We start from the raw sequence: 20975 nt of genomic DNA, 5'->3' as shown, positions 1-20975 counted from the left end.
AGTTTTTTGTTAAAATGTGTAGAGTAGAATCTGTAAAATAAATAAAACCCGTGCCACCCGCCGCAAAAATTACAGGAATGGTTTTATTAACTTGTTAAAATTGTCATTTATCCACACTTAGCTTTAGTTCTACCCGCCGGTTGATCGACCGGCCCTTTGCGGTGAGGTTATCGGAGATGGGATGTTCCTGGCCAAATCCTGTAGAAGTCAGCCGTGCCGCGGGCACGCCCTTGTGGATCAAATAGACCCTGACCGCATCCGCCCGCTTGCGGGACAGCATCAGGTTTTTGGCCGGTGCGCCGGAATTATCGGTGTAGCCTTCGATGGTGAGATGCCATGCCGGATGTGACAGCAGAAGGCCGGAAAGTTGATCCAGCGCAACATAACTACTGTCCAGCAGCCGTTCACTGGCCGAGGCGAAGTTGACATTGTGAGCGATGAAATTGATCTGATCGGTCTCTTCCTGTTTTATCTCCGGCACGACAACGACGGGGCAGCCATGGTTCTCCGCGGTGCCTGCGCTGTCGGGGCATTTATCTTCTTCATCATTGAGCCCGTCGTGATCGCGGTCCGGAATCGGGCAGCCGTTGTAGCGGGCCAGACCGGGAACCGTCCGGCAGGAATCATGTTCGTCATCCACCCCGTCATGATCCGTATCGGGAACGGGACACCCGTTGTACCGGCCAAGACCGGGGATATTCCGGCAGGAATCATGGTCATCGTCGATGCCGTCGTGATCCGTATCGGGGACGGGACAGCCATGCCAGGCTGCGGAACCGGGCTGCAGCGGACAGAGATCGACTTCGTCGTTCACCCCATCGCGGTCGGTATCCTTCTTTCGCAGGACCTTGGCCGCGGCCGATGAGGTGAGCCAGATGCCGACGGTGGCGCCCACCAGTTCATGGTGGAAGGTTCCCGAATAGTTGGCATGATAGAAATTGCCGAGGCCCCGGCTATAGTAGGCGCTCAGCATCACATCGCCGATCTCGAAACCGGCGCGGCCGTTGACGCCGTAGTCGAAAGTCGTATAGGAGTTGGCACCTTTCCCGATAACGACGGGATCGGTCTCGGTGCTGTACTTATGCGTGGAAGAGGTGAGACTCTCGGTGGTGACATTGCCGCTATAGACAAAATTGACATACGGACCCGCGCTGACGAAGAAGAAATTCTTCCGGTTGGCGGTAAGCGGCATCTTGTAGGTCAGGTTGAGCGGGATCTCCATATAGGCAAGTTTCAGGGTCTGTTTGTTGTAGACCGTGTCGCTCGCGAGGGTGGACAGCGAATCGTTGTTCTTATCGAAAATGCGGCCCTTGGTGATATAGGTGAGGGCGGGCTGGAAGAACAGGCCGTGACCGAGGGGTATCTCGACGATGACCCCGAGCTGGAAGCCGGTACGGCTGTTCAAAAAGGGTTTGGTGGTGGTGTCCCAGCCAGGTATATGATTGGTTTCTAAAACCTTAGAAGAATGCAGCCCGCCGAGGATACCCAACTTGACCTGGGCATTGAGCGAACAATGGCTAGTGACGGCGAACAATAAAAGCGGTACCCATTTTTTCATAACTGCAGATAGGCGGGAGTCGCTGGAAGCGACTCGTCCGAAGGACAGATATTAGCGCCTTATGATCTAACGCGCAAAGCGCGGGTTTATTTTGCAGCGACGGGCCGGGCTAAGCCTTATAGGTTGAACTTTATCCCCTGAGCCAGAGGCAATTGGGTTGAGTAGTTGATCGTGTTTGTTTGCCGGCGCATATAAGCCTTCCACGCATCGCTGCCGCTTTCGCGCCCGCCGCCGGTCTCTTTCTCCCCGCCAAAGGCGCCGCCGATCTCTGCTCCGCTGGTCCCGATATTGACGTTGGCGATGCCGCAGTCGCTGCCGGCCACCGAGAGGAACTGTTCCGCTTCCCGCAGGTTGAGGGTCATGATCGCCGACGACAGCCCCTGCGGGACGCCGTTCTGGATAGCGATCGCGTCTTCCAGCGTGGTATACTTCAGCAGGTAGAGAATGGGTGCAAAGGTTTCCTGCGCGACGATCGGGTAGGAGGGGTCGGCTTCCGCGATACAGGGCCGGACATAGCAGCCGCTCTCGAAACCGTCACCGGCGAGGACCTCGCCTTCCACGAGGAAGCGGCAGCCCTGTTGTTTGGCGGCGGCGATCGCCTGCTGGTAGGCCTTTACCGCATCGGTATCGATAAGCGGACCCACATGGTTCTTCTCGTCGAGCGGGTCGCCGATCCGCAGCTGGCCATAGGCGGCCGTGAGCTTTTCGGTCATCCGGTCGTAGACTTTTTCCTGGATGATCAGCCGGCGCGTGGTGGTGCAGCGCTGACCGGCCGTACCTACCGCGCCGAATACGGCGCCGGGGATGGCGATATTGAGGTCCGCATCGGCGGAAACGATGATCGCATTGTTGCCCCCCAGTTCGAGCAGCGAGCGGCCCAGCCGGGCGGCGACGGTCGTGCCGACAGCCTTGCCCATCCGCGTGGATCCGGTGGCGGAGATGAGGGGGATACGGGTATCGGCAGCCAGCCATTCCCCAAGGTCACGCCCGCCGGTAACCAGACAGCCGACGCCTTCGGGAACGTTATTGGCGGCAAATACTTCGGAGACAATCTGCTGACAGGCCAGGGCGCACAGCGGGGTCTTTTCCGAGGGTTTCCAGACACAGGTATTCCCACAGACCCAGGCGATCATGCTGTTCCAGCTCCAGACGGCAACGGGAAAGTTGAAGGCCGAGATGATGCCGACCACCCCCAGCGGATGCCATTGCTCATACATGCGGTGGGAAGGACGTTCGCTGTGCATGGTCAGCCCGTTCAGCTGACGCGACAGGCCGACGGCCAGATCACAGATATCGATCATCTCCTGGACTTCGCCATATCCCTCCTGCAGGCTTTTGCCCATTTCATAGGAGACAAGACGGCCAAGGGCCTCTTTGTTCCGGCGGAGCGCTTCGCCCATCTGCCTGACGACCTCCCCGCGGCGGGGCGCCGGCCAGGTCCGCCATTCCCCAAAGGCCTGGCGCGCGGTCTCGATAACGGCTTCATAGCCCGGCTTGTCGGTCGCCGTGATGGCGGCGATGACCTTGCCGTCTACGGGTGAATAAGAGGTGAGGGCAGGCGCGCCGGAGCGGAGCCATTTCGTGCCTGTGGAGGTGCCGGCGTTGTCCGGTCCGATGTTCAGCTGTTGTAGAAATTCCATAAAAATGCTTGCGACCGCAAAGATCGCAAGCAAACTTAGGAAAAACTAACCACTAACCAGTGGCCTCAACCTTAACTTAAAATCTACTATGAAAAAACTGGTCCTGCCGGTATCTACCATACCGGCAAATAAGAATACGTAAAACCCTTCCCGGGGGTTGCGTGACGCGGGATGGACGGGCCCACTATCGGTGAAATGCCCGAAAAATGGGGTGAAATCCAATGCTTTGAGAATACGCTCTAAGAGAGCTTGTTTTCCATGGCGGCGAAAAAGCTTTCGCTGTAACTAACGCCGATGGGTATCTCTTTATCGGCGATCTTGATCTTACTTTTACTGATGTGTTCGATCTTGCTGATAGGCACGATATAGGAGCGATGCGCGCGGATGAATTCCCGCGCCGGAAGTTTTTGAGCAATCGTCTTCAGCGTCATCAGGGTGAGGATGGCCTTGCCGGGAAGATAGATCTTGATATAATCATCGAGACCTTCGATATAGAGGATCTCCTTGAGGTTGACCTTCACCATCTGGTAGTCGGATTTGACGAAGATATAGCCGTCCTGCAGTTCCTGGCTGGTCAGGTAGTCGACGTATTCCTTTGCCTTGTACACGGCTTTCAGGAAGCGATCGTATTCGATGGGTTTCAGCAGGTAGTCGATGGCGTCGACGTTGAACCCTTCGACCGCGTATTCGCTGAATGCCGTTGTGAATACGACCGCCGTATTTTTCTTGTTGATGATCCGGGAGAATTCGATGCCATTGATATCGGGCATCTGGATATCGAGAAAGAGGATATCGACGGGATTGGTCTCCATTTGCTTCTGCGCCTCGAAAGGGTCGGTGAAGACGCCCTTGAGATCGAGGAAATAGATCTTGGCGATGTATTTTTTAAGGACCTCGAGGGCCAGGGGTTCATCATCAACGGCGATACATGTTAACATTATACCGGAATTTTTAACTTAACGGAAAAATCACTGTTCTTGTCCTCGATGTTCAACGCGTATTTGTCTTCATAGAACAGGTCGAGGCGACGTCGGGTGTTGCTGATCCCGATGCCCGTATTGTCCGAGACACGGAGCATCGTGCTGAGGTGCTTCTGATTGCAAATGCTAAAATACAACGAATCTTTCTTTATTTCCAACAGGATGGTGATCGGCGAGCGTTCGCGGGTGCTGATGCCGTACTTAAAGGCGTTCTCGACAAAGGGCAGCAACAGGAGGGGCGCGATCTGCCGGCCGAGCGGATCGCCCTGTACCGTGAAATCGATGATCGTCTTGTCGGTGAGCCGCATCTTTTGCAGTTCGATATAATGAGAAGTGAACTGGATCTCTTTTTCCAGCGGGACCAGGTCGTTGCGCGCCTCCGTCAGCACATAGCGCATGATGCTGGAGAGCTTCATCACCGCGGCAGCGGTATGCTCCGACTGGGCGCTGGCGAGGGCATAGATATTATTCAGCGTATTGAAAAGGAAGTGCGGGTTGATCTGGGCTTTCAGAAAGCTCAGCTCCGCCTTTAACTTTTCGTTGGCGATCTCTTTGTTGCGTTGTTCGGACCGCAGCCATTGGTTGATCACCTTTATCCCCGTGCTGAAGACGAATACCAGCAGGAAGATGGCGATATTCCCCGCACTGAGGATGGGCCGGCTGCGGGGGAGCTGCCCCGCGGGGCGGTTGGCATTGGGTAGGGGATTGGGGTTGAAATTCGGGGTAAGACTGCCGAACAATGCATGATAGATGCGGGGCATCAGCCCGTACACGATCATCAGACCGAGGATGAGGGCGCTATAAAAAACGAATTTCTTGCGGTCGAAGATGCCGGGAATGAACAGATACGTATTGCAATAATAGAATGCAATAATGAACACGGTGTTGACGATGAAGAAGGGCGTGAAATAGCGTTCGGTGAAAAATGCGGCGTCCATCTCCCTCGGTCGCGGGTAAAAGGCGAAGGGCAGCATGAAAAAACAAAGCCAGGCTGCGATATGGATGACGATCTGAACGGTTATCTTCTTCACAAAGGTGTCTGTTAACCTCCAAATCTAGCAAGAATCGCCGCTCCGGTGGAAATATTCGATGAATGGGGGATTGATGGGAGGGCCGGATGGTTGCCCGGCCCATTGGGGGAATTAATATTGCTCCTGTTCGTTTGGAAAATCACTTGATTTAACGTCAGTTATATATTGCCGGACGGCGCCCGTGATCTCCTCGTGGAGTTTCAGGTAACGCCGCAGGAACCGGGGTTGGAATTCGGTATTGATACCCAGCAGATCGTGCATGACCAGGACCTGGCCATCGCAGTAGCGGCCGGCGCCGATCCCGATGATGGGGATCTGAACGCTTTCGGCCACGGTTTTGGCGAGATCGGCGGGGATCTTTTCCAGGACGATCGCCGAGCAACCGGCCTCTTCGAGGAGTTTGGCGTCTTTTTTAAGCTTTTCGGCCTCGGCCTCTTCCCGGGCTCGGACGGTATAGGTACCAAACTTATAAATGGATTGCGGGGTCAGCCCCAGATGACCGATCACCGGGATGCCGGCAGCCAGGATCCGGTGGACGGACTCGAGGATCTCTTCGCCACCCTCGCATTTGATGCCATGGGCGCCAGTCTCTTTCATGATCCGGATCGCCGAAGCCAGCGCCTCCTTGGAGTTCGACTGGTAGGAGCCAAAGGGAAGATCGACCACGACAAAAGCCCGGTTGACACCCCGCATGACCGAGGAAGCATGATAGATCATCTGGTCGAGGGTGATGGGGAGGGTCGTTTCGTGACCGGCCATGACGTTGGATGCGGAGTCGCCGACGAGGATAACGTCGATGCCCGCCGCGTCAAAGATCCGGGCGAAGGAATAGTCATAAGCGGTGATCATGGAGATCTTCTCGCCGTTTGCCTTCATCCTTTGCAAAGTATGGGTCGTTACTTTTTTTATCTCGGAGTGGATAGACATGTCGAAATTTTGCCGTCAAGGTAGGCGCATTTTTTCAAACTTCGCTGGCTTTTCTTCTGAGGTCCGCATAGAGATGCTGGATGAGCCCGTCGGCAAGCCCGATCTTGGGAACATAGATCTCCTGTGCGCTGGCCCATCGCATGGCATTGATATAGATCTGCAGGGCAGGCACGATGACATCGGCCCTGTCCTCCCGCAGTTTGTATAACCGCATCCGGTCTTCGAGGTTAAAACTGCTGAACTCCTTATAGTAGTCTTTCAGCAGATCGATATGGAGGGACTTGCCCTCCTTGCGTTTGGAGATGGAGAAGATCTTGTTGATGTTACCGCCCGACCCGATGGCGACAACCCTGTCCACATGATTGCGGGTCTCCCGGCGGATGTATTCTTTCATGCCGTCCCACTGGGCCACCGTCACCTGGTTCTTCAACAGCCGGATGGTGCCGATATTAAAGGAGGACGAAAAGAGCAGGTTGTTCCCGGCGAAGAAGGTGAGTTCGGTGCTGCCGCCGCCCACATCGATATACAGGTAGGCATGCTCCTTGTCCATGTTCTCCGCGACATGGTTCTCGTAGATGAGGGAAGCTTCGCTTCCGCCGCTGATGATCTCGATCTCGATGCCGATCTCTTCTTTTACCCGCCGGATGATATCGGCGGCATTGGTCGCATCGCGCATGGCGGAGGTGGCAGCCGCCTTCGTGAAGTCGACCTCATAGGCCTCGAGCAGATGCTTATAGGCCTTGAGGGTATGGAGGAGCATGTCGACTTTTTCGGGGGAGATCTCTTTTTGTTCGAAGACATCGAATCCGAGACGGAGGGGTACGCGGACGAGATTGATCTTGTTGAACTCAGGTTTCCCGTAATTGTCGGTTACATCGGAGATCAGCAGCCGCGCCGCATTACTTCCGATATCGATGGCCGCGAGACGAATTTTCATTTACCGGTGGTCATTCAGTAGCCGCCGCGGGTTCGGGCGTGGGCGCAACCCCTTCCTCCGCGTACTGGGCTTTTTGGTACAAATAATTATAGATCTCGATCTGGGACCTGATCCGGGTCTCCGAATGATCGCGTTTATACTTGTTCTGCAGTTCGTTGTCGAGCCACCGCGCCTTTACGTTGTCCGACAGCTGGATGCTCAGAATGTCCTTCAGTTCCCGGGCGATGCCCTCATCGAGGATGGGGCAGGTCGCTTCCACGCGATGATCGAGGTTCCGAACCATCCAATCGGCCGAAGATATGTAAGTTTTTTCGTTTCCGCCATTATGGAAGATAAAGACCCGGGCGTGTTCGAGATATTCATCGATGATACTGATGGCTTTCACCGGGATGAGGAATTTACTGTTCTCGCTGAACATGCAGAAGATGCCGCGGATGACCAGCTCGACCCTCACGCCCGCCTTCGCCGCTTCGGACAGCTTTTCGATCAGGTCCTCATCCGACAGCGAGTTCATCTTGAGGATGATCGCAGCGGGCTTTTTCTCTCTTGCCAGCTTGGTCTCGCGGGCGATCATTTTCACCAGTTCCTGCCGCAGGTTGGTGGGACAGGGGATGAGGGTCTTGCAGGCCTTCAGCGGTGCAGTTCCGTCCTTATGGTTCTCCAGGTAGTTGAAGATCCGGTTGACATCCGCCATGACATGCCGGTCGGAAGTGAGCAGGCAGTGATCGCCATATACCCGGGCCGTCTTCTCGTTGAGATTGCCGGTGCTGACAAAACCGTAATGGATGGTGAAGTTGTTGATCCGCTTTTTGATGAGACAGATCTTCGCGTGTATCTTCATGTTCGGGATGCCGATCAGCACTTTCACACCTTCGTCCTCGAGCCGTTCCTTCCATTCCAGGTTGGCTTCTTCATCGAACCGGGCGCGAAGTTCGAGCATCACCGTCACGTTTTTGCCGTTGCGGACGGCGTTGATGAGAGCGTTGATGATTTTGGAATTGGAAGCGAGCCGGTAGCCGGTGATCTTTATCGTCGTGACGTTGGGGTCGATGGCGGCCTCCCGGAGCATATCGATCAGGGGGTTGAAAGAATGATAGGGGAAGTGCAGCATGACATCTTTCTCGAGCACCACATCGGTGACGCGGGGCGTCTTTTGCAAAGCAGGATGAGTGAAGGACTTCTTCCGCTGGCCCTGCTTGGGGAAGACATCGGGGAAGTCCATAAAGTGCCGGAAGTTGTGGATACGTCCGCCGGGGATGAGGTTGCCGCTCTTTTTGGAGAGGTTGAGCCGCTTGAGCAGGTATTCGATCAGCCCCTTGTCCATCTGTTCGTCATACACGAAGCGAACGGGTTTTCCCTTGCGCCGGTTCTTCAGTCCTTTTTCGATCTTCTGGATCAGCGTCGTCGACACATCGTTATCGATATCGATCTCCGCGTCGCGGGTCACCTTGAAGACCCAGGAGTCATAGCTGTCATAGCCGAAATAGGCAAAGATGTTCCGCAGGTTGAATCGGATGATATCTTCAAGCAGGATGATATGATGGACTTCGGGGATCGCCGAGGGCAGGATGACAAAACGGCCCAGCACCCGGCTGGGGATCTCGATGATGGCGTATTTCCGTTTCATGCTGCCGTCGCGGCGGGAGAGCACGACGCCCAGGTAGAGCGATTTGTCGCGCAGAAAGGGAAAGGTCGGGATGCTTTCGATCATCAGCGGGATCGTGTTCGCCCGTACCTCCTCCTCGAAATAATTCTGGATAAATTGCTCCTGGGAGGAGTCGAGTTCCTGTTCGTTGACCAGGAAAATATTCCCGCCCTCCATCTCCCGGCGGATGCCGCCCCAGATGGCATCGAACTCGGCGCCCTGTTCGAGGACGATGGCCTGGATATCATTTAATATCTTGTCGGGAGATTGTTCGAGGTGCATGTTGAGCCGGGACTTCCGGCCGCTGTATTCGTTCATCCGGCGAAGGGTCGCGACACGGACCCGGTAAAATTCGTCCATGTTATTGGAAAAGATCCCGAGAAACCGGATTCGTTCGCGTAGGGGAACCGTGGGATCCGCCGCCTCCTGAAGGACCCGGCCATTAAAAGAAAGCCAGCTTATATCCCGGGCTATAGTTTTTCTTCTCATTTTTTCTTCTTTGCGCAAAGTAGACAATGCAAAAGGGATAAGTAAATTAAGTAATTATTAATAAATTAGATCGATCCATTTTCCATACGTCACCGGCGACCGTCCATTGGTCAAAGAAAATCGGTTGACCCGCTTTGATGGGATAGGTTTGATCAAAAATACAACTATGAGATATTCTTGTTTCTTTTTGTTGCTGCTCTTGCAGCTCGGCGTCAGGGCACAGGATGGCTCCTGGGCTTATTACGGAAAGGACGCCGGGGGAACGCGGTATTCAGCGTTGAAACAGATCAACGATCATACGGTCGGCCGGCTGCAGGTTGCCTGGACCTCCCGGACGGGCGAACTGGAAAAATACACCGGCACCCATGCCCTCGAGAAAGCGGCATTCGAATGTACACCGATCCTCATCGGCCGGACGCTGTATGTCTCCACACCCAGTAACCGCGTCATCGCATTGGACGGCGCCACGGGTCAGCAGCGATGGGTCTATGATCCGAATGTCAACATGAACGGCGATTTCTCGGAGATCAGTAACCGCGGGGTGGCCTACTGGAAGGGCGGCCGGCTTTTCATCGGCACGATCGACGGCAGGCTCATCGCACTGGATGTGGTGACGGGGAAGCCGGCCGCGGATTTTGGCCGGGAGGGCATCGTCGATCTGCGGGCGGGGGTGGGTGCGGATATCGCGGAGACCTCTCCGCCGACGGTGGCCGGTGACCTCGTGATCGTGGGCAGTTCGTTGGGCGACAACCAGCGGTTCGACTATCCCCCGGGGGTGGTGCGGGCCTATGATGTCCGGTCGGGTAAACTCGTATGGACCTGGAATCCGATCCCTACCGATCCGACCGACCCTGCGTACAGCACCTGGCAGGGGCCGAAGGCGCACAAGACCGGGGGCGCCAATGCCTGGTCGATCCTCTCGGTCGACCCGGCGCGTGATATGGTCTTCGTGCCGACTACCTGTCCAAGCCCCGACTATTACGGCGGAGAGCGCAAGGGCATGAACCGGTATGCCAACTCCCTCGTGGCGCTGCGGGCGTCGACGGGCAAGCCCCTCTGGTCGTTTCAGGTCGTGCATCACGATATCTGGGATTTCGATATTGCCGCGCAGCCGATCCTGGCGGATATCGCCGTTCAGGGCCGGGGCAAGGTCCCGGCGGTGATCATCGGCACCAAGATGGGGCATGTTTTTGTGCTGAACCGGGAGACCGGTGTTTCCCTTTTCCCCGTGGAGGAGCGGCCGGTGCCTGCCTCGCATGTAAAAGGCGAAGAAGCCTGGCCGACACAGCCTTTTCCCGTTCTTCCCGCACCGTTGGGTATCCAGGGGTTTAGCCTGGCGGATGTCTGGGGGCCGACGCCGGAAGATTTGGCGGAAGCGCGGCGACGGATCAGCCCGTATCGCAGCGAGGGACCGTTTACCCCGCCGGGTTTCGAAGGGTCGGTCATGGCGCCGGGGAATGTGGGCGGCATCAACTGGAGCGGGATGTGCTATGACCCCGAGACCGGATATCTGGTGACCAATATCAACCGGATCCCCGCGGTGATCCGCATGATCCCCCGCGACAGCATCGATATCGTCGAACGGTCGGACGCCGCGGTGATGCGGGCGGAGACCGGGCGGCAGACGGGAACTCCCTATATCATGAAGCGGGACTATCTCTTCAAGGTCGACCAGCGGGGGATCGTCATGCAGGTGAAGCCGCCCTGGGGAACGCTGGTGGCAATCGATCTGCACGACGGAAGCAGGAAATGGGAGGTGCCGCTGGGCTATATGATGGACCCGGCCAAATATCCCGATGCGAAGAAATGGGGTTCGCTGAACTTCGGCGGCGCGATCATCACCGGCGGGAACTGTATCTTTGTGGCTGGAAGTATGGACGGGCATTTCCGGGCCTTCGACCGGCGAACGGGCGCGGTACTTTGGGAATATGCTCTGCCGGCCGGCGGCCAGGCTACGCCGATGACCTATTCCCTTGACGGTAAGCAATATGTGGTTATTGCAGCCGGTGGGCACGGGAAGCTGCGGACGAAGCAAGGGGATTATGTGCTGGCATTCGCATTGCCCTAACCGAATCACTGCCAAGGCATAGTTCTCCACGGCTGTGAACAAGTCGTTGAAAAAACAAGTATTTCTTTTTGATAATTGCACAGATTTACCGACCTTTGCACTCCTAATAAATTTTCAGTCATGTCAAGAGTTTGTCAGATAACGGGTAAGGTTCCGGTCTCGGGAAATAAAGTATCACACTCGAATATTAAGACGAAGCGCAGATTCTTACCCAATTTGCAGACCAAAAGGTTCTTCCTCGCCGAAGAAGATAAGTGGATCACCCTGAAGGTCTCTTCCGAAGGACTTCGGACGATCAACAAGAATGGTCTGTACAGTGTTGTTAAGCAGTTGAGAGCGGAAGGCGTGAAGATCTAATCATTTTGTAAATTTTTATCATCCTTATATCATGGCAAAGAAAGGAAGTCGGGTTCAAGTGATACTGGAATGCACGGAACATAAGACCAGCGGGAAACCTGGTACCAGCCGGTATATCACGACCAAGAACAAGAAAAATACTCCGGAACGTCTGGAGCTGAAGAAGTTCAACCCCATTTTAAAGAAAGTAACTGTTCATAAAGAAATCAAATAATCATGGCAAAAGCAGCAAAAACCGCTATTAAAACCAAGGATGCAAAGGCTGCCGCGGAAGCCAAGAACTGGACAAAGGTGATCAAGGCTGTTCGCAGCCCCAAGACCGGTGCCTATACCTTCAAGGAGGCGATCATCCACAAGGAGAAGATCAAGGAATACCTTGCGGCCAAATAATAATTTCTTGGGTTTAGTAAGATAAATTTGAAAGCGGACCATGGTCCGCTTTTTCTATATTAGCACTATGGGATTCTTTGATAAGCTATTTGGCAAGAAAGAGAAGGAAAGCCTGAACCAGGGATTGCAAAAAACCAAGGAAGGCTTCCTGACCAAGCTCACAAAAGCCGTCGCCGGCAAAAGCACGGTCGACGAGGAAGTGCTGGACAACCTGGAAGACGCATTGGTCAGCGCCGATGTCGGCATCGACACGACGATCAAGATCATCAAACAGATCGAACAGCGGGTTGCAAAAAATAAATACATTAATACCAGCGAGTTAAACGGGATACTTCAACAAGAAATAGAGAATATTCTCGTGGATGCTTCCGAGCAGTCCTACCTGGATTTCAGCACGCCTTCCGGCAACAAACCCCATGTGATCCTGGTGGTCGGCGTCAACGGCGTCGGCAAGACCACGACCATCGGCAAGCTGGCCTACAACTTTAAAAAGGCAGGGAAGTCGGTGTTGCTGGGAGCCGCGGATACCTTCCGTGCGGCCGCGGTCGACCAACTGAACATCTGGAGCGAACGGGTAGGGGTGCCGATCATCAAACAGGGAATGGGCGCCGATCCGGGCGCCGTCGCCTTCGACACCGTACAAAGCGGAGTCGCGCGCGGCGCGGATGTCGTCATCATCGATACCGCCGGCCGGTTGCACAACAAGGCCTATCTGATGGAAGAGTTGAGTAAGATCAACCGCGTGATCAAGAAAGTGATGCCGGATGCGCCGCATGAAGTGTTGCTGGTGCTGGATGGTTCGACGGGGCAGAATGCCCTGGAGCAGGCCCGTCAGTTCACGGCGGCCACCGATGTGAGTGCACTCGCCATTACCAAACTCGACGGAACGGCCAAAGGCGGCGTGGTGCTGGCGATTGCCGATCAGTTCAGAATTCCGGTGAAATTTATCGGTGTGGGGGAGAAGATGGAAGACCTATTGGTCTTCGACAAGCATGAATTCGTAGACACCTTATTTAATTTAGAAGGCCCGGAGACTAAATAGACTCACGGGCCTTCCAAATCATTTACCACGTATATTTTACTCCGAGTCCGCCAAAGACATCGAAGTAAGGATGGTTGAACTCGATGTACGGGTTGATATCCGCACTGATCGCGATGGGCGCGCCTTCGAATTTATACTCGAGGCCAAGCACGCCGTCGATGCCGATGGAGAGCGCGCCGCTGCTGTAGAAGTGATCATGATAGACCGCGCCATTGTACCAGCCAAGATGCGCGCCAGGGCCAACATACCATCTCAGTCCGGAAGCTCCGTTGATATCCCCGTGGATCTCATAAAGACCCGTCACGCGGAAACCGTTATCCCAGAAGTTAAGCAGTCCTTCCAGGGCCCGGTCATCAGATACGAAGTGCTTGACACTCAGGGCGCCGGGCCAGAATTTGACCCCGACTGCCGTCGTATAGCTGCTGCCTTCGGCCTGTGCGAACGAACGGGTTGCAAAACAAAGGGAAACGATCGAAAGAACAACTAGGGTTTTTCTCATAGTCTTAGTGCATTTTAGATGGCACAAATATATAAAAAACCATGCCAATACTTTGTACCTTTGCAACCTTTATAGCATGAAAGTAAGAACATTACAGAAAGATAAGGTGAACATCATCACCCTTGGTTGCAGCAAGAATATGGTCGACAGCGAAGTGCTGAGCGGGCAACTAAAGGCCAACGATATCGACGTCGTGCATGAGAGTGCGAAGAAGGATCATAATATTGTCGTCGTCAACACCTGCGGGTTCATCGACAAGGCAAAGGAAGAATCCGTCAATACCATTCTTGACCAGGTTGCCCTGAAGAAAAAGGGCCGCCTCGACAAGGTGTATGTAACGGGCTGTCTCAGCCAGCGCTACCGCGAAGACCTCGAAAAAGAGATCCCCGAAGTGGATGCCTGGTTCGGCACGATGGAGCTGCCGCTGATGCTGAAGAGATTCGAAGCCGATTATAAAACGGAATTGCTGGGCGAACGCCTGCTGGCCACGCCCCAGCATTATGCCTATCTGAAGATATCGGAAGGCTGTAACCGAACCTGCGCGTTTTGCGCCATTCCGCTGATGCGCGGCGGACACATCAGCCGCAGCATCGAAGACCTCGTAAAGGAAGCCGAAGGGCTGGTCCGGCGCGGGGTAAAGGAGATCATGCTCATCGCCCAGGAACTGACCTATTATGGTTTGGACCTTTACAAGCAGCGCATGCTGCCCGACCTGCTCCATCGCCTTGCGGATATCAAAGGGCTCGAATGGATCCGGCTTCACTATGCCTATCCGTCAAAATTCCCATTGGAAATTTTAGATGTGATGCGCGAGAGAGAGAATATCTGCAACTATCTGGATATGCCCTTACAGCATGCCAGCGACGCCATGTTAAAGGCAATGCGCAGGCAGATCACCCGGGCGGAGATGACCGGGCTGATCCATCAGATCCGCCATCGGGTCCCGGGCATTTGTCTTCGCACGACGCTGATCGCGGGTTTCCCCGGCGAGACGGAGCGGGACGTGGAAGAGTTGAAGGAATTCCTGCAGGAGCACCGGTTCGACCGGGTAGGTATTTTCTCCTATTCACATGAGGAAGGCACTTCGGCCTATGGCCAGGAAGATGACGTCCCCGCGGAGGTGAAACAGCAACGCGCACAGGAGGTGATGGAAGTACAGCAGGAGATCTCCTACGAAAAGAACCAGGAGAAAGTGGGCCAGGTGTTCAAGACCCTTATCGACAAGAAAGAGGCCGGGCGTTACCTGGGGCGAACCGAATTCGACTCGGTCGAGGTGGACAACGAGGTGATCATCCACAGCGAAGAGAAGCTGCCGATCGGCGAATTCGTCCATGTGCGGATCACAAAGGCTTATGATTATGATCTGGAAGGCGAAGTAGTGGCGGCAAGTTAAAATCCGCAAAGAATAGATTAATCGGCGCGGCCTGCCCACGGGGTTAAACCGGTAATTTTGCTGAAAAATTACGATCACATGAGAATAGACTTCAATGGCGTTTTTCCGGCCCTGACGACGAAGTTCACTCCCCGGGATACCCTCGACCTTCCTATGTTCGCACACAATCTCGAAGCCCAGATCGAAGCCGGTGTCAACGGCGTTATCATCGGTGGCAGCCTTGGCGAAGCAAGCACCCTGACCCTGGAAGAAAAAGAGACCCTGATCAAATATACCATCGAAAAGAGTGCCGGGCGTATCCCGGTGTTGCTGAATATCGCCGAAGGCTCCACACGTGAAGCGGTGAACCAGGCGCGCCAGGCGGAACAGTGGGGCGCGGATGGCCTGATGATATTGCCGCCGATGCGCTATAAAAGCGACCACCGGGAAACGGTGGCCTTCTTCAAGACCGTAGCAGGCGTTACGCCATTGCCCGTCATGATCTATAACAACCCCGTCGATTACAAGATAGAAGTGACCCTGGATATGTTCGAAGAGCTGACCGAACTGGCGAACATCGAAGCCGTGAAAGAGTCCACGCGCGACGTGTCGAATGTCACGCGGCTGATCAATCGCTTCGGCAACCGCATAAAGATCCTTTGCGGCGTCGATACCATCGCGATTGAAGAGCTGCTGATGGGCGCCTGTGGCTGGGTAGGCGGTCTGGTCGGTGCCTTTCCGGCAGAGACGACGGCCATCTTCCGGTTGGTGAAGGCCGGCCGCATCGAAGAGGCGCTGGAGATCCACCGCTGGTTCCTGCCCTTGCTGGAGCTGGATATCCACGCGAAGCTCGTCCAGTATATCAAGCTGGCGGAAGCCGAGGTTGGTTTGGGTACGGAGTATGTACGGGCACCACGTTTGCAATTGATCGGTAAAGAACGGGAAGAGGTGCTGGACGTTATCCGTCAGGGTGTCGCCAGCCGGCCCGTGCTGACAGAATATGCCTAATGGCCCGAAGCGTCAGATCATTCATTGAATAAAAATTTTATCCCATGCCTTTTCAAGATCATTCACCTGCGGAGATCGACCAGATCATGCAGGCCGCCTGGACTGCCTTTCCCGTTTACCGCAATACTACTTTGAAACAGCGCGCCGACCTGATGCGTGCGATAGCCCGGGAGTTGGAAGCGACCGGCGATGAGCTGATCCAAACCGCGATGCGCGAAACCAACCTGCCCGAGGCAAGGCTCAAGAACGAGCGGAACCGGACGATGTTCCAGCTGACAAGCTATGCCGAGGCCTGTGAAGCCGGCCATTGGCTGGAAGTTCGGATCGATACCGCGGTGCCGGAGAAGGGCGACCCCGATGTCCGCAAGCTGCAGGTTGCCTTAGGACCTATTGTCGTTTTTGGCGCCAGCAATTTCCCGTTTGCCTATTCCACCGCGGGTGGTGACACCGCCTCCGCACTGGCTGCCGGCTGTCCGGTCGTCGTCAAGGCGCACCCCGCCCATGCCGAGACCTCGGAGCGGGTGGCGGAAGCGATCCGCAAAGCCGTGAAAGCGGCGGGTTTACCTGCGGGTGTTTTTGGTCATGTGCATGGCGTCAGCTTCGAGGCAGGCAAGGCCCTCGTAACGCACCCGCATACCCGCGCCGTCGGGTTTACGGGTTCCTATGGCGGCGGCAAAGCGCTGTTCGACTGGGCCAACCAGCGGAAAGAGCCGATACCCGTCTTTGCCGAAATGGGCAGCATCAATCCCGTTTTCCTACTACCGGGTAAATTGAAGACATCCGCCAAGGAACTGGCTGCGCAACTAGCCGGGTCCGTTACCCTGGGAACGGGTCAGTTTTGTACCAACCCCGGGCTGATCCTCGGCATAGCAGGAGAAGATCTCGATCTCTTTATAAAGGAATTGGGCGCCGCGATAGAAAAAACGGCCCCCAGTACGATGCTGCATCCCGGCATCGCCAAAGCCTATGGCGAGAAACGCAGTACGGCGTTGAAACAGGCGGAGGTGGAGACGGTTGGCGTCGCAGCTGCGAAGCCCGCAGAGAACCAGGGCGTTCCGACGATCGCCACGGCATCGGCGGAAGCCTTTTTCAAGAACCCGCTCCTGCACCAGGAAGTATTCGGACCTTATTCGCTGGTCATCCGCTGCGGCAACGCCGACGAGCTGGTAAAGGCGGCAAGGCATCTCGAAGGTCAGCTGACCACCGCCCTGATGGCAACAGACGAAGACATCAAACAACATCGCGCCCTGGTAGAGGCGGCGCAGGACATCTGCGGCCGGCTGATCCTCAATGGCGCCCCCACGGGCGTTCGCGTCAGCCTTTCGATGCAGCATGGCGGCCCCTTCCCGTCCACGACCGACAGCCGGTTCACCTCGGTGGGTGCGGATGGGATCAAACGCTGGGTCCGGCCCCTGGCCTTCCAGGGCTGGTCGGATGCGGCGCTGCCCGATGCGCTGAAGAACGGTAACCCGCTCGGCATCTGGAGAATGGTAAATAATGATTTAACAAAAGATCCGATATAGGATGAAGAAGACCTTTTTTTGCGTCGACGCACACACCTGCGGCAATCCCGTCCGGCTGGTAGCCGGTGGCGGTCCGGTACTCAACGGGGCAAATATGAGTGAGAAACGTCAGCATTTCCTAAAAGAATACGACTGGATCCGCAAGGGGCTGATGTTCGAGCCGCGAGGGCACGACATGATGAGCGGCAGCATCCTCTATCCACCCCATGACCCACAGAACGACGTGGCGGTACTGTTCATCGAAACCAGCGGCTGTCTCCCCATGTGCGGTCATGGCACCATCGGCACGATCACCATCGCGCTGGAAGAAGGGTTGATCCAGCCGAAGACCCCGGGTCACATCCGCATGGAAGCGCCGGCGGGCCTGGTGCTGATCGAATACAAACAGGAAGGCAAAAAGGTAAAGAACGTCAAACTGACCAACGTACCGGCCTACCTGGCCGCGGAGAATATCACCGTCGAATGCCCAGATCTCGGTCCCCTGAAGGTCGACGTCTCCTATGGCGGGAACTTCTATGCCATCGTCGATCCCCAGGAAAATTTCAAAGGGCTGGAAGACTATTCCGCCGGCCAGTTGATCGCCTGGAGCCGGGTGATGCGCGAGCGGATCAACGCACAGCACAAATTTGTCCATCCCGAGAACCCGACCATCCATAGCTGCACGCATATCCTCTGGACAGGGAAGACCATCGATCCGAAGGCTACGGCCCGGAACGCGGTTTTCTATGGCGACAAGGCGATCGACCGGAGCCCCTGTGGTACGGGGACCTCGGCCCGGATGGCCCAGTGGTTTGCCAAAGGAAAGTTAAAAGAGGGCGATGTCTTTATCCATGAAAGCATCATCGGATCGACCTTTACAGGGCGGGTGGAGAAGGCGGTGACCGTCGCGGGCAAGCCGGCGATCGTCCCGAGCATCGAAGGCTGGGCGAAGATCTACGGGTATAACACGATTACCATCGACCCGGAAGATGATCCCTATGCCTACGGCTTCCAGGTGCTCTAGGTTCATCCCGAACAATCCTCCCTTTTTCCTGTTGTAGATTTGCCCGGAATGGCTCTCGGAAATTTAGCCATCCCGGCAAACCATTTTTGTCTGTCCTTCGGACGAGCCGCCGTTGGCGGCTTCTGTGCCGTTCGGATAAATTACCCCGTTCGATTCTCGTTTATCGGCAGGAGGTGATAAATTCGCTGTCTTATGGACTGGAAATCGACGCATTTACCATACCGCCAGACCGGCTATTTCTCCCGTCTTATTACGGACTACCTGGATCAGGCCGATGAATTGTCCCCCTACTACGCATATCCGGCAAGCCCGGAAGGCATGCGATCGGCGCTTGCCGCGCGAAAAGCCGGCAAACCCGTGGACCGGGCGACACTGGTGCAGGTGCTGGAGGAGCAATACGCGGGTCTGGCCGGGGCGCCGCGGGTAAAGGAAAATATCGCGAAGCTGGCCAGTCCCAACACCTTCACCATCTGCACGGCTCATCAGCCGGCCATCTTCACCGGCCATCTTTACTTTGTCTATAAGATACTCCATACGATCCGGTTGGCGGAATGGATGAAAGCGCAACACCCCGGCGACAATTTCGTGCCGGTGTTCTATATGGGCAGCGAGGATGCCGACCTCGACGAGCTGGGACAGATCTGGCTGGGCGGCGAGAAGCTCACCTGGGATACGAAACAAACCGGCGCCGTGGGCCGGATGACCACCAAAGGACTGGATAAACTCTATCACCGCATCGAAGGAGAACTTTCGGTCCAGCGCTATGGCCCGGAGCTGATGGCAATCCTGAAAGAAGCCTATCTCGAAAGTCCCGATATCCAGACGGCGACCTTGCGTATCCTCCACCGCCTGTTTGCGGAATATGGCCTGATCGTGCTGATCGCCGATAACGCGGCATTCAAGCGGCAGATGATCGCCGTTTTCGAAGACGACCTCTTCCGCCGGGAGTCTTCCCGGATCGTGAACGAGACCATCGGGCAACTCGGTGAAGCCTATGACATCCAGGCCAATCCAAGGGATATCAATCTTTTTTATTTAAAGGACGCCCTGCGTGGAAGGATCGAGCAGACCGGCGATAGCTATAAGGTCCATGGGTCCGCGCTGGCGTTCACGGAGAGTGAGCTGCGGGATGAGTTGCACCGTTATCCCGAGCGCTTTAGTCCCAATGTGATCCTGCGCGGGCTCTTCCAGGAGACGATCCTCCCCAACCTGGCCTTTGTCGGCGGCGGTGGCGAGACGGCCTACTGGCTGGAACTAAAAGGACTCTTCGATCACTACCAGACCCCGTTCCCGGTGCTCGTGGTCCGCAGCTCGTTCCAACTGGTGGAAAAGCAATGGATGGAAAAGATGGAACGGGCCGGCTTCGGCATCGAAGATCTGTTCCGCGACGAGCAGGACCTGATGAACCAGCTGGTGAAGCGCGATTCGAATCAGACCCTTAGCCTCGAAGAAGAGATCGCCGCGGCCAACCAATATTACGAGACCCTCAAGGCGCTGACCCGGCCGGTGGACCCGACCCTGGAACAGCACGTGACGGCCCTGCAGGTAAAAGCAGTGGAGCCGATCCGCCTGCTGGAAAAGAAGCTGCTGAGGGCCGAGAAACGCAAATTCAGCGACCAGCAGCGGCAGATCCGCGCCGTGAAGCAGGCCTTGTTCCCCAATGGCAACCTGCAGGAACGGATGGAGAATATCCTGCCCTGGTATGCCGCCTATGGACCCGGCATCATCCATGACCTCTACGCCCATTCACCCGTCTGGGGGGAGTTTGTCGTGCTGGTGGAAGTATTATAGATCGGCTACTGCTTCAAGCAATCCCTTATCATTCAGCGTATATTGCCGGGGCAACCCCGTAGGCAGATCTACCTGCGCAATGGCCTCTTCCCCGATGTTTTCCAGGTGCATCATCAGGGCCCGCAGGCTGTTCCCGTGAGCCACGATGAGAATATTATCCCCTTGAAGCAGCAACGGCTCGATGTTTTGTCGATAGTAGGGGACGACGCGACCCGCCGTATCGGCCAGGCTCTCGCCGCCGGGGGGCCGGATAGAAAAACTTCTTCGCCAGATGGCCACCTGCTCCCCGCCATATTGCTTTGCTATTTCTGCCTTGTTGAGCCCCTGCAGCCGGCCATAGTTCCGTTCATTGAGTGCGCGGTCACGGGTGACCGGTAGCTCCGGCTGGCCGGCCGTCTCCAGCAGCAGCGTCATCGACTCGATGGCCCGTTGGAGCACGGAGGTAAAGCCCCGGACAAAGGCAATGCCCTTTAGTTTTGTGCCCGCCGCCCTTGCCTCCTCCCGGCCCCGGGGCGTCAGCGGCACATCGGTCTCCCCCGTGAACCGATTCTCCAGGTTATAAGTGGACTGGCCGTGACGGACGAGGACGAGCAGGGACATGGTCGGTGATTTGAGCTAAAGATACACTATCGCGCGGTCGCCAGGACCACAGGCCAGGCCGTAAGTCCCCGCGGCCAGGCGAGGACCCGCGAGCCAGAGCGCGTGTCTGTCCCGG

General features: G+C 55.8%; 19 protein-coding genes. 10 read left to right on the top strand and 9 right to left on the bottom strand.

The window, feature by feature from the left end:
- Window positions 1-103: 103 nt before the first annotated feature.
- The 7 genes from VGM48_RS04275 to ppk1 form a co-directional block, all read right to left on the bottom strand.
- A complete protein-coding gene (locus tag VGM48_RS04275) occupies window positions 104-1558 on the bottom strand; it encodes an OmpA family protein (protein ID WP_331576483.1) in 1455 nt (484 codons plus the stop codon).
- Window positions 1559-1674: 116 nt separating this feature from the next.
- A complete protein-coding gene (locus VGM48_RS04270; RefSeq protein ID WP_331576482.1) occupies window positions 1675-3198 on the bottom strand; it encodes an aldehyde dehydrogenase family protein in 1524 nt (507 codons plus the stop codon).
- Between the two features lie 239 nt (window positions 3199-3437).
- Entirely contained in the window at window positions 3438-4136 is a 699-nt protein-coding gene (locus VGM48_RS04265) for a LytTR family DNA-binding domain-containing protein (protein ID WP_331576481.1), read from the bottom strand.
- Window positions 4136-5209: a sensor histidine kinase gene (locus VGM48_RS04260; protein WP_331576480.1), complete on the bottom strand. Its 1074-nt coding sequence runs from the start codon at window positions 5207-5209 to the stop codon at window positions 4136-4138. The genes VGM48_RS04265 and VGM48_RS04260 overlap by 1 nt, the downstream gene beginning before the upstream one ends.
- 111 nt (window positions 5210-5320) lie before the next feature.
- Window positions 5321-6136 (bottom strand): 3-methyl-2-oxobutanoate hydroxymethyltransferase, encoded by an 816-nt coding sequence (gene panB / locus VGM48_RS04255; RefSeq protein WP_331576479.1) that lies wholly within the window; start codon window positions 6134-6136, stop codon window positions 5321-5323.
- Window positions 6137-6170: 34 nt separating this feature from the next.
- Complete coding sequence (locus VGM48_RS04250; RefSeq protein ID WP_331576478.1) at window positions 6171-7073, bottom strand: exopolyphosphatase; 903 nt, start codon at window positions 7071-7073, stop codon at window positions 6171-6173.
- Between the two features lie 10 nt (window positions 7074-7083).
- Window positions 7084-9207 (bottom strand): polyphosphate kinase 1, encoded by a 2124-nt coding sequence (gene ppk1 / locus VGM48_RS04245; RefSeq protein ID WP_331576477.1) that lies wholly within the window; start codon window positions 9205-9207, stop codon window positions 7084-7086.
- Between the two features lie 166 nt (window positions 9208-9373).
- Here ppk1 and VGM48_RS04240 point away from each other — a divergent pair, with 166 nt between their 5' ends.
- From VGM48_RS04240 to ftsY, 5 genes are all read left to right on the top strand, one after another.
- Window positions 9374-11275, top strand: coding sequence for a pyrroloquinoline quinone-dependent dehydrogenase (locus VGM48_RS04240; RefSeq protein WP_331576476.1), 1902 nt, complete (start codon window positions 9374-9376; stop codon window positions 11273-11275).
- 120 nt (window positions 11276-11395) lie between these two features.
- Window positions 11396-11632 (top strand): 50S ribosomal protein L28, encoded by a 237-nt coding sequence (gene rpmB, locus VGM48_RS04235; protein ID WP_331576475.1) that lies wholly within the window; start codon window positions 11396-11398, stop codon window positions 11630-11632.
- Window positions 11633-11663: 31 nt separating this feature from the next.
- A complete protein-coding gene (gene rpmG, locus VGM48_RS04230) occupies window positions 11664-11846 on the top strand; it encodes a 50S ribosomal protein L33 (RefSeq protein ID WP_331576474.1) in 183 nt (60 codons plus the stop codon).
- Between the two features lie 2 nt (window positions 11847-11848).
- The gene (locus tag VGM48_RS04225; protein ID WP_331576473.1) at window positions 11849-12022 is read left to right on the top strand and encodes a DUF4295 family protein; all 174 of its coding nucleotides are present in this window, start codon (window positions 11849-11851) and stop codon (window positions 12020-12022) included.
- A 67-nt stretch (window positions 12023-12089) separates the two neighbouring features.
- Entirely contained in the window at window positions 12090-13064 is a 975-nt protein-coding gene (ftsY, locus tag VGM48_RS04220; protein WP_331576472.1) for a signal recognition particle-docking protein FtsY, read from the top strand.
- A gap of 22 nt (window positions 13065-13086) precedes the next feature.
- Here the strand turns inward: ftsY and VGM48_RS04215 are convergent, their stop codons facing one another.
- Window positions 13087-13563 (bottom strand): hypothetical protein, encoded by a 477-nt coding sequence (locus tag VGM48_RS04215; RefSeq protein ID WP_331576471.1) that lies wholly within the window; start codon window positions 13561-13563, stop codon window positions 13087-13089.
- Window positions 13564-13639: 76 nt separating this feature from the next.
- Between VGM48_RS04215 and rimO the strand changes: the two genes are divergently transcribed.
- The 5 genes from rimO to bshC all read left to right on the top strand — a co-directional run bounded on the left by rimO (window position 13640) and on the right by bshC (window position 20260).
- On the top strand, window positions 13640-14956 hold the full coding sequence (gene rimO / locus VGM48_RS04210) for a 30S ribosomal protein S12 methylthiotransferase RimO (RefSeq protein ID WP_331576470.1): 1317 nt from the start codon (window positions 13640-13642) through the stop codon (window positions 14954-14956).
- Window positions 14957-15034: 78 nt separating this feature from the next.
- Window positions 15035-15943: a dihydrodipicolinate synthase family protein gene (locus VGM48_RS04205; RefSeq protein ID WP_331576469.1), complete on the top strand. Its 909-nt coding sequence runs from the start codon at window positions 15035-15037 to the stop codon at window positions 15941-15943.
- A 44-nt stretch (window positions 15944-15987) separates the two neighbouring features.
- Complete coding sequence (locus VGM48_RS04200; RefSeq protein ID WP_331576468.1) at window positions 15988-17466, top strand: aldehyde dehydrogenase (NADP(+)); 1479 nt, start codon at window positions 15988-15990, stop codon at window positions 17464-17466.
- 1 nt (window position 17467) lies between these two features.
- Window positions 17468-18469 carry a 4-hydroxyproline epimerase gene (locus VGM48_RS04195; protein WP_331576467.1) on the top strand — a complete coding sequence of 334 codons (1002 nt, stop codon included), beginning with the start codon at window positions 17468-17470 and terminating at the stop codon, window positions 18467-18469.
- Window positions 18470-18661: 192 nt separating this feature from the next.
- A complete protein-coding gene (bshC, locus tag VGM48_RS04190) occupies window positions 18662-20260 on the top strand; it encodes a bacillithiol biosynthesis cysteine-adding enzyme BshC (protein WP_331576466.1) in 1599 nt (532 codons plus the stop codon).
- On the opposite strand, the gene VGM48_RS04185 is transcribed toward bshC, so the two are convergent.
- The gene (locus VGM48_RS04185) at window positions 20255-20860 is read right to left on the bottom strand and encodes a 2,3-bisphosphoglycerate-dependent phosphoglycerate mutase (protein ID WP_331576465.1); all 606 of its coding nucleotides are present in this window, start codon (window positions 20858-20860) and stop codon (window positions 20255-20257) included. The two genes, bshC and VGM48_RS04185, sit on opposite strands and share 6 nt — an antisense overlap.
- Window positions 20861-20975 lie beyond the last annotated feature (115 nt).

Source organism: Puia sp., assembly GCF_036500295.1.
Classification (GTDB): Bacteria; Bacteroidota; Bacteroidia; order Chitinophagales; family Chitinophagaceae; genus Puia.
The sequence above is the reverse complement of the archived record's forward strand: the minus strand, read 5'-3'. Positions and strand labels throughout refer to the sequence as shown.